This is a genomic window from Arthrobacter sp. B2a2-09 (genome assembly GCF_027587375.1).
Taxonomy (GTDB): domain Bacteria; phylum Actinomycetota; class Actinomycetes; order Actinomycetales; family Micrococcaceae; genus Arthrobacter.
Window position 1 is genome coordinate 1 of sequence record NZ_JAMXIC010000097.1, and the last position, 464, is coordinate 464.

Here is a 464-nt window from a genome sequence, read left to right on the forward strand (position 1 = left end):
GTTCCTCCACCTGCGGTTCCGTTGCCGCCGCGCTCTTGGCCATTGCCTCCAAGAGCGCGGAAGCTTTTCCCAGAATGTCCACCGCGGCCTCGGACCGGGCCAGCTTGGCCTTGAGGATCTCGTTCTCCTTCAACACCCGCTGGAGCTGTCTTTTGTCACCGGCATTCAATCGCTGGTCCTCCTTGATTGGATCCACCACGGCGGGCAGTTCACCGGATTCCCGGGCGCGCGCCCATTCCCGGACCGTGGCAGCCCGGATTCCGATCGCCCTGGCCAGGGCCATCTTCGAGCCTCGTTCAAGACACTTCTCGTGCTCATCCAGAATCGCGTTTTTCTCGCCAATAGTGAAGTGGCGATTCGATTGGCGGACAGGAATAACAAAATCCATCATGGACCTTCCCCACCCCACACGCCGGACTCCGGCCAACAGAAAAACCTGTCACACAAGAGCCTGACACACAGGG

General features: G+C 60.1%; 1 protein-coding gene. It reads right to left on the minus strand.

Features of this window, described 5'->3' with window-relative positions:
* A partial coding sequence (locus NFJ07_RS25690) for a hypothetical protein (RefSeq protein ID WP_269998934.1) occupies positions 1–391 on the minus strand: 391 nt, incomplete at its 3' end.
* Between the last annotated feature and the right edge of the window lie 73 nt (positions 392–464).